The organism is Pseudomonas sp. ANT_J28, assembly GCF_008370005.1.
Taxonomy (GTDB): domain Bacteria; phylum Pseudomonadota; class Gammaproteobacteria; order Pseudomonadales; family Pseudomonadaceae; genus Aquipseudomonas; species Aquipseudomonas frigoris.
In genome coordinates, this window is the sequence record NZ_VOBM01000003.1 from 203,471 (window position 1) to 211,093 (window position 7,623).

Sequence of the window (7,623 nt, forward strand, 5' to 3'; positions counted from 1 at the left end):
AGTGGTCTCCTTAGGGATTCGAATTACTGCGCTTTGGCAACGGCCGCCGGAGGCGTCCAGATCACGTCTTTGATGCTCAGCGGCTTTGGAATCAGCTTGAGCTGGTAGAAGCTGTCGGCGATTTTCTGTTGCGCGGCGACCACTTCAGGCGTGAGGAACAGCGCGCCGTAGCCCTGGCGTTTCACCGACGTCAGGGTGATGTCCGCCGGTAGGCCGAGCAGTGGCGAGACTTGTTTGGTCACGTCTTCGGGATTGGCCTTGGACCATTCGCCGACCGCGCGCACTTCTTCCACGAGGGTCTTGATCACCTCCGGATTTTTCTGCGCATAAGGCTTGGTCGCGAGGTAGAACTGATGGTTGTCGACGATGCCTTGGCCATCACGCAGGGTGCGTGCCTGCAACTGTTGTTCGGCGGCGGCCTGATACGGGTCCCAGATCACCCACGCATCTACGCTGCCACGCTCGAACGCAGCGCGGGCATCGGCCGGCGGCAGGAATACGGTCTGGATGTCGGTGTATTTCAGGCCGGCATCTTCCAGTGCGCGGACCAACAGGTAGTGAACGTTGGAGCCTTTGTTCAGGACGACTTTCTTGCCCTTGAGGTCCTGCACCGATTTGATCGGCGAGTCCTTCGGCACCAGGATCGCTTCGCTGTGAGGCGCTGGTGGTTCGTAGGCGACATAGAGCAGATCGGCGCCAGCGGCTTGAGCGAATACCGGTGGAGTTTCGCCCGTAACACCGAAGTCGATGGAGCCGACGTTCAAGCCTTCAAGCAGTTGCGGGCCGCCGGGGAATTCAGTCCATTGCACATCCACGCCTTGGGCGGCGAGGCGTTTTTCTAAAGTGCCTTTGGCTTTGAGCAGCACCAGGGTGCCGTATTTTTGATAGCCGATTCGTAACGTCTCGGCTTGTGCTTGAGAAATAACGCCGAAGGACACAGCCGCAACTAACAGAGCGACCAGACCACGACGCAAAATGACAGTGCGCATGGCGCTCTCCTTTTTGCAGTTGGGTTTTGGCTGCACCTGCTTGGCCGTTGGCGGCTGAGTAAGGTGAGTACTTCAAATTCAGGTGTGGCTTAGGTGCTGGCTTAAATGCTCCAGCGAGCGCTCAACAAACGTTCATTCAGCAGGTTCGGATCGATCGGCTTGGGCCGTCGGGCCATGGCGCTGAAAAACAGCTCCAGTGATTCATTCAGTCTTTCTTCCAGCTCCGGTGCCAACTGCGCCTGGGCGCTGCCTTCGCCGTAAGCGATCTGGCTGTCTACGGCGAAAATCCCGTGGAGCATTTCCTGGGCTTTCAACGCCGAGAGCACCGGCTTGAGCGCGTAATCCACCGCCAGCATGTGGGCGATGCTGCCGCCGGTGGCCATGGGCAAAACCACTTTGTGGGCCAGGGCGCGTTCGGGCAGCAGGTCCAGCACAGTTTTCAATGCGCCGGAGAACGACGCTTTGTAGACCGGCGTGGCGATCAGCAGGCCATCGGCGTTTTCAATCTGTTGCAGCAGGTCGATCACCTTCGGGCTGTCGAAGCGCGCATGCAGCAAGTCTTCGGCCGGGAAGTCCCGTACCTGGTAACTCACCACTTCCACACCTTGCTCCTGCAACCAGCGTTGGGAGCGCTCCAGCAGCACCCCGGAACGGGAACGTTGGCTGGGACTGCCACCGAGTGAGACGACCAGCATTCAGACGATTCCTTGAACGGTGTTGGCGATTCGCGGTTTGCGATCTCGCTTTGATGGAAGTGACCTTAACAGGTGATTTTTATATCCATAAATCATATTTATTCATTTGGTTATTCCTTGTAGGTCTATATGAAATGGCTTCTCCCGGGCAAAAAAATAGGCCGTAAAAACGGCCTGAAATCCCCTGCTTTGTGGACGATCTTTTGATCTTCAACGATTCGGCTGTGGCGTCAGACGCAGGTACGGCTTCACCGCGCGATAGCCCTTGGGAAAGCGTTTCTTGATTTCGTCTTCGTCCTTGAGCGACGGCACGATCACTACTTCATCACCGTCCTGCCAGTTGGCCGGGGTGGCCACCTTGAAGTTGTCGGTGAGTTGCAGCGAGTCGATCACTCGCAAAATTTCATGGAAGTTACGGCCGGTGCTCGCCGGGTAGGTGATGGTCAGCCGAACCTTTTTGTTCGGGTCGATCACGAACAGCGAACGCACGGTCAGGGTGTCGTTGGCGTTGGGATGGATCAGGTCGTAGAGGTCCGAGACCTTGCGGTCGGCGTCGGCAAGGATGGGGAAGTTGACGAGGGTGTTCTGGGTTTCGTTGATGTCTTCGATCCACTTGTGGTGCGAATCCACCGGGTCCAGGGACGAAATGTCGAGGAAGGTTTATGGGGGTGAGCCTGACTTGAAAACGCAAAAGCCCCGCCCGGCGAGATGCCGGGCGGGGCTTTTTTTACTTCAGTTACGCGAGTGCTATTACAACAGCGGGATCGAGTAGCTGACGATCAGGCGGTTTTCGTCCTGCGAACGAGTGCTCGGCAGGTCGGTACGCCACATAGCGTTTTTCCACATGAAACCAAGGTTTTTCAGCGGGCCTTCTGGTACGACGTAAGCCAGAGTCAGGTCGCGCTCCCACTCGGAAGCACCGTTAGCCAACTCGCCACCGCGAGCGTTGACGGTATCAATTTCATCACCTTTCAGGTAGACCAGACCGGCCGTCAGACCTGGTACACCGACCTTGGCAAAGTCATACGAGTAGCGTGCTTGCCAAGTGCGCTCGCCGGCACGGGCGAACTTCTGGATCTGCATGTCGGTAGTCAGGTAAGCCGAAGCGCCGTCACCCTGGTTCAAGTAAGGGAAGTCGCTGCTACCGTTGCTGACCTGATAGCCGCCGCCGAAGGTGTGGCCGGCAACGGTATACAGGAACAGACCGCTATACAGGTTGTTGTCGACCTTGCCTTTACCGTTTGGCGCATTGTAGTTGCCAGAGGTGAAGTAGTTGGCGTCGTGACCGTTGGCACCGTCATCCCGGCTGTTGAAGTAGCGCAGGTCGGATTTCAGAACGCCCGGGCCGATTGCCCAGTTGTGAACCAGACCCAGGAAGTGCTGCTTGTAGAAGTCTTCCAGGTTGCCGTAGTAGTACTGGGCAGTCAGGTCTTTGGTGATTTTGTAGTCACCGCCACCGTAATAGAATTTGTTGCTGTCGCGACCAGCCGCAGTGCGACCGTTGGCACCAGCGATCGACAACTCTTCGTTGTTGCTGGAGTTACGACCTTTGGCGTGCTCGATCTGACCGCCGACCAGTGTTAGGTCCTTGATCTCGCCCGAAGTGATCTGGCCACCCTGGAAGGTTTGTGGCAGCAGACGACCGTCGTTGGTCACGATTACCGGGTTCTTCGGCTGCAGGGTACCCAGCTTCAGTTCGGTCTGGGAGATCTTGGCTTTGGCAGTCAGGCCCAGGCTGGAGAAGTTATCCACCGCTTGGCCGTTGGACTCGCTTGGGAAAACAGTGCCGCCATAAGCGCTACCAGGGGTGCCATTGGCGTTAACGTTGCCGTTAGTGCCGCCGCCCGAATCCAGACGTACACCCAGCAGGCCGATGGCGTCGATACCAAAGCCGACAGTGCCTTGGGTATAGCCGGAAGTGAAGCGCAGATCGAAGCCTTGGCCCCACTCTTCGTTTCGACTTGGGCTGGCAGTGCCGTCACGGTAATCCGTGTTGATGTAGAAGTTACGCAGCCCCAAAGTAGCTTTGCTGTCTTCGATGAAACCGGCGGCGCCTGCCTGCTGCGCCAAAACCCCTACGGCCACAGCCAAGGCCAAGGTGGACTTGTTCATTTGTTTCGCTCCTATCGTTTCTAATTCTTGAGGTCCTGGGTCGAATGCCCTGGATCCTGAAATGCTCGGTCAGTGCCAGACCGTGTGACTACGGCGATGGCCAGCCCCTGTGATTTTGGCCCGCATGATAAACACAAAAAGAATTATTTCATCATTTTTCATGCCATTCAGGAATATAGCTTCGCGCTATTACTCTGAGTCGGGACACAAGGTATCGACTCATAAGCCACCCACTTTAGGCGTTCGGCCTAAAAGCTAAAAAGAATAAAAAATTACTAAATAAGATCTGTTTGGAATATTGAAAAAAGCACAAAAAAAACCTCGCCGGCGGGCGAGGCTTTTTCTGACGGCTATTACAAGAAGCTGTAGGTGTAGTTGAAGATCAGACGGGTCTGGTCAACATCAGGGTTGTTGCTGACTTCACTGCCACGGTAGACGCCATTACGCAACGTCACGCCGAAACCTTTGAGAGTACCCTGCTGGATGGTGTAGTCGATCCGCATGTCGCGTTCCCACTCGGACGCATCAGGGCCTCTGCCGTTTGTTGCTTTGATGTTATCGCCGTGCAGGTAGGAGATCGAGGTTTTCAGGCCCGGCACACCCAACGCTGCGAAGTCATAGGAGTACTGACCGAAGGTGGTGTTTTCACCGGCACGGACGAAACCATTGATCATGGAGTCGGTGAACAGGTAGAAGCTCGCGCCAGCATTGCCTTCCGCATGGCCATTGCCATCAACCACGCTGCCTTGGTTCAGGTAGACGAAGCCGCCGTCATCGTTGACGCGCTGATGGCCCAACAAGAAGGCATTGCCACCCAGGGTGTAGGTGAACATTGCGCTCCAGGTCTTGTTATCGACCTCGCCCGGCTTGCTGGCGTAACCGCCGTTGTTGTTGAAACGATAACCCGCGTCACCGTTCTTACCGTCGGAGCTGCTGTCGAAATAGCGGATATCAGTCTTGAAGGACTGGTTGGCGTTGATCGGGAAGACGTGGATCAAGCCAAAGAAGTCCTGCTTGTAGTAGTCCTTCAGATCCGAGTGGTAGTACTGCAGGGTAAGGTCCTTGGTGACCTTCCAGTCAGCACCGCCGTAGCGGAACTGGTTGCTGTCATGAGTACCGCCAGACACGGCCAGGCCGGTGGCGTTTGACGAGGCGCGACCCGTCGAGTGTTCCAGCTGACCTGCGTTCAAGGTCACGTTGTCGATTTCCTTCGAGGTGATGGTGCCACCGTCGAAGGTCTGTGGCAGCAGGCGGCTGTCGTTCGCTACCAGAATCGGCATGTTAGGCTGCAGAGCGCCACCCAGGTGGGCCTCGGTCTTCGAGAAGCGGGCCTTGACGTTGGCCGCCGCGCGGCTCCACTCGCCCACAGCAGAACCATCGGTGTCACTTGGGGAGAACGAGCTGTTGGCTGGGTGGTGACCTTTGCCGCCGTCCAAATGTATACCGACGAGGGCTTGGGCGTCGATACCGAAGCCGACCGTTCCCTGGGTGAAACCGGACAGGTAATCGAACTTGAGGCCTTCACCGGCCTCTTTCTGATCCGGACCGGTTTCACGGTTATCGTTGTTGAAATACATGGTGCGAGAACTAACGGAAGCCTTGCTGTCTTCCAGGAAACCGGCGGCGCCTGCCTGCTGCGCCAAAACCCCTACAGCCACGGCCAAGGCCAAGGTGGACTTGTTCATTGTTTCGCTCCTATCGTTTCTAATTCTTGTGTTCCTGGCCCTGGGTCGTATGCCCGGGATCCGAAGATGCGCGATTAGCGCCAGACCGTGACTCACAAGTCAATCGTAACTATGTGCGTCTACGACCATGGTCTAATCCCCCGTGAATTCGCTCCTTGCCGGGTAATGAACGCGTCATAAACCCAAAAAGAATCACCCAGCTCTTTTTCATACCGTTTAGGCATTTAGCTCTGACCGGTATTTGTTAGCCTTTATTTAGATCGATTAGCTTTGACGCAATTCGCAATCAATCCATGTCGGAAGGCAGCGCCATGACGACCAAACGCGCACTATCCAGTCTAATTGTTACAGTTTGTGTATCGCTAGTAATTTCTTCGAACGCTCACGCGGCGAACCTCACGATCGGCTATCAAACCGGTATCGACCCCAGCAAAGTCCCCTGGCAGACGGACTGTACGAGAAACCATAGGACAGAAAATTGATTGGCGTCGTTTCAATAGCGGCCCGGAAGTGGTTACGGCCATTGCTTCCGGCGACGTGCAAATACGCCGAGAAGCACCCAGAGGTTTGATGATCGTTACCACGCTCTGGGTGGAACGATCAGGTCAGAGGGTTTTTTCGAAGATCTTCGAATTACGCTGATAGTTGTACAGCGAAGCCCGCGCTGATGGCAGACGCTCTACGCTGCTCGGCACAAATCCACGCTCGCGAAACCAGTGAGCGGTCCGGGTCGTCAGTACGAACAAGGTTTTCAGCCCCTGCGCCCGGGCGCGGGTTTCGATGCGCTCCAGCAACTCGTCACCACGACCGCCATGGCGGTATTCCGGGTTCACCGCCAGACACGCCAACTCCCCCGCATCCGAATCAGCAATCTGATACAGCGCCGCACAGGCGATGATCATGCCTTCGCGCTCGACCACACTGAACTGCTCGATCTCACGCTCCAGCACCTCGCGGGAACGCCGCACCAGAATGCCCTGCTCTTCCAGCGGGCTGATCAAATCCAGCAAACCACCGACATCTTCGATCGCCGCTTCGCGCACAACCTCGAACTGCTCCTGGGCCACCAGCGTACCGCCACCGTCGCGGGTGAACAGTTCGGTCAGCAGCGCGCCGTCTTCGGCGTAGCTGACGATATGACTGCGAGCCACACCGCCGCGGCAGGCCTCAGCGGCCGCATCCAACAGCTCAGCCTGATAGTTGCTGCCCAGACGCTGCAGATGCGCCGGCACTTGTTGCGGGCGCAACTCACGAACCAGACGACCGTGTTCATCGATCAGACCCAGGTCTGCGCCGAACAACAGCAGTTTGTCCGCCCCCAGATCGATGGCCGCGCGGGTGGCGACGTCTTCGCAGGCGAGGTTGAAAATCTCACCGGTCGGCGAGTAACCCAGTGGCGACAACAGCACGATGGAACGCTCATCCAGCAGGCGATTGATGCCCTTGCGGTCGACCCGGCGCACTTCGCCGGTGTGGTGATAGTCGACGCCTTCGAGCACGCCGATCGGCCGCGCCGTCACCAGATTGCCGCTGGCCACCCGCAGACGCGAGCCCTGCATCGGCGATGAAGCCATGTCCATGGACAGCCGCGCTTCGATGGCGATACGCAACTGGCCCACCGCATCGATCACACACTCCAGCGTCGCGGCATCGGTGATGCGCATCCCGTGGTGGTAATGCGGGGTCAGGCCGCGCGCAGCCAGGCGGGTTTCAATTTGCGGACGGGAACCGTGAACCAGCACCAGTCGCACGCCCAGGCTGTGCAACAGCACCAGGTCGTGGACGATATTGCCGAAATTCGGGTGCTCCACGCCGTCGCCGGGCAGCATGACGACGAAGGTGCAATCGCGGTGGGCGTTGATGTAAGGCGAAGCATGACGAAGCCAATTAACGTATTCGGGCATGAACCTGGGCCTGTAATAAATAGCAGCCAAAAAATGGGCGAAACAGAAAACGCACAGCGGGCTGATGGTTATCGTCGGAACAGGCTTGGCGACACGCGCGCTCTCCTCATGGATACGGGTTGGGACATTGGCAATTTAACCGACATGTCTGTCATAGCACAGACCCTGTGGGAGCGGGCTTGCTCGCGAAGGCGGTGTGTCAGTCGCATCTGATGTGTCTGACACACCGCCTTCGCGA

The 7,623-nt window shown here is 57.1% G+C and carries 5 protein-coding genes and 2 pseudogenes; 1 reads left to right on the top strand and 6 read right to left on the bottom strand.

Going from position 1 to position 7,623, the window contains the following annotated elements; all coding sequences use genetic code 11:
• Positions 1–23 precede the first annotated feature (23 nt).
• The 5 genes and pseudogenes from FQ187_RS03165 to FQ187_RS03185 all read right to left on the bottom strand — a co-directional run bounded on the left by FQ187_RS03165 (position 24) and on the right by FQ187_RS03185 (position 5,481).
• Positions 24–989 carry a sulfonate ABC transporter substrate-binding protein gene (locus FQ187_RS03165; RefSeq protein ID WP_149628368.1) on the bottom strand — a complete coding sequence of 322 codons (966 nt, stop codon included), beginning with the start codon at positions 987–989 and terminating at the stop codon, positions 24–26.
• Positions 990–1,090: 101 nt separating this feature from the next.
• On the bottom strand, positions 1,091–1,684 hold the full coding sequence (gene ssuE / locus FQ187_RS03170) for an NADPH-dependent FMN reductase (protein ID WP_149628369.1): 594 nt from the start codon (positions 1,682–1,684) through the stop codon (positions 1,091–1,093).
• A 210-nt stretch (positions 1,685–1,894) separates the two neighbouring features.
• Positions 1,895–2,326 (bottom strand): annotated as a pseudogene (locus FQ187_RS03175) (redoxin domain-containing protein); the annotation flags it as partial.
• A 108-nt stretch (positions 2,327–2,434) separates the two neighbouring features.
• A complete protein-coding gene (locus FQ187_RS03180) occupies positions 2,435–3,796 on the bottom strand; it encodes an OprD family porin (RefSeq protein WP_149628370.1) in 1,362 nt (453 codons plus the stop codon).
• A gap of 353 nt (positions 3,797–4,149) precedes the next feature.
• The gene (locus FQ187_RS03185) at positions 4,150–5,481 is read right to left on the bottom strand and encodes an OprD family porin (protein WP_149628371.1); all 1,332 of its coding nucleotides are present in this window, start codon (positions 5,479–5,481) and stop codon (positions 4,150–4,152) included.
• Positions 5,482–5,792: 311 nt separating this feature from the next.
• Between FQ187_RS03185 and tauA the strand changes: the two are divergent.
• Positions 5,793–6,027, top strand: a pseudogene (gene tauA, locus FQ187_RS30220) (taurine ABC transporter substrate-binding protein); the annotation flags it as partial.
• A gap of 59 nt (positions 6,028–6,086) precedes the next feature.
• On the opposite strand, the gene argA reads toward tauA, so the two are convergent.
• Entirely contained in the window at positions 6,087–7,385 is a 1,299-nt protein-coding gene (argA, locus tag FQ187_RS03195; protein ID WP_134420805.1) for an amino-acid N-acetyltransferase, read from the bottom strand.
• Positions 7,386–7,623 lie beyond the last annotated feature (238 nt).

Excerpts from the sequence above, each read along its gene's own strand:
- FQ187_RS03165 (WP_149628368.1), bottom strand. The coding sequence starts at position 989 with ATGCGCACTGTCATTTTGCGTCGTGGTCTGGTCGCTCTGTTAGTTGCG.
- ssuE (WP_149628369.1), bottom strand. The coding sequence starts at position 1,684 with ATGCTGGTCGTCTCACTCGGTGGCAGTCCCAGCCAACGTTCCCGTTCC.
- argA (WP_134420805.1), bottom strand. The coding sequence starts at position 7,385 with ATGCCCGAATACGTTAATTGGCTTCGTCATGCTTCGCCTTACATCAAC.
- FQ187_RS03185 (WP_149628371.1), bottom strand. The coding sequence starts at position 5,481 with ATGAACAAGTCCACCTTGGCCTTGGCCGTGGCTGTAGGGGTTTTGGCG.
- FQ187_RS03180 (WP_149628370.1), bottom strand. The coding sequence starts at position 3,796 with ATGAACAAGTCCACCTTGGCCTTGGCTGTGGCCGTAGGGGTTTTGGCG.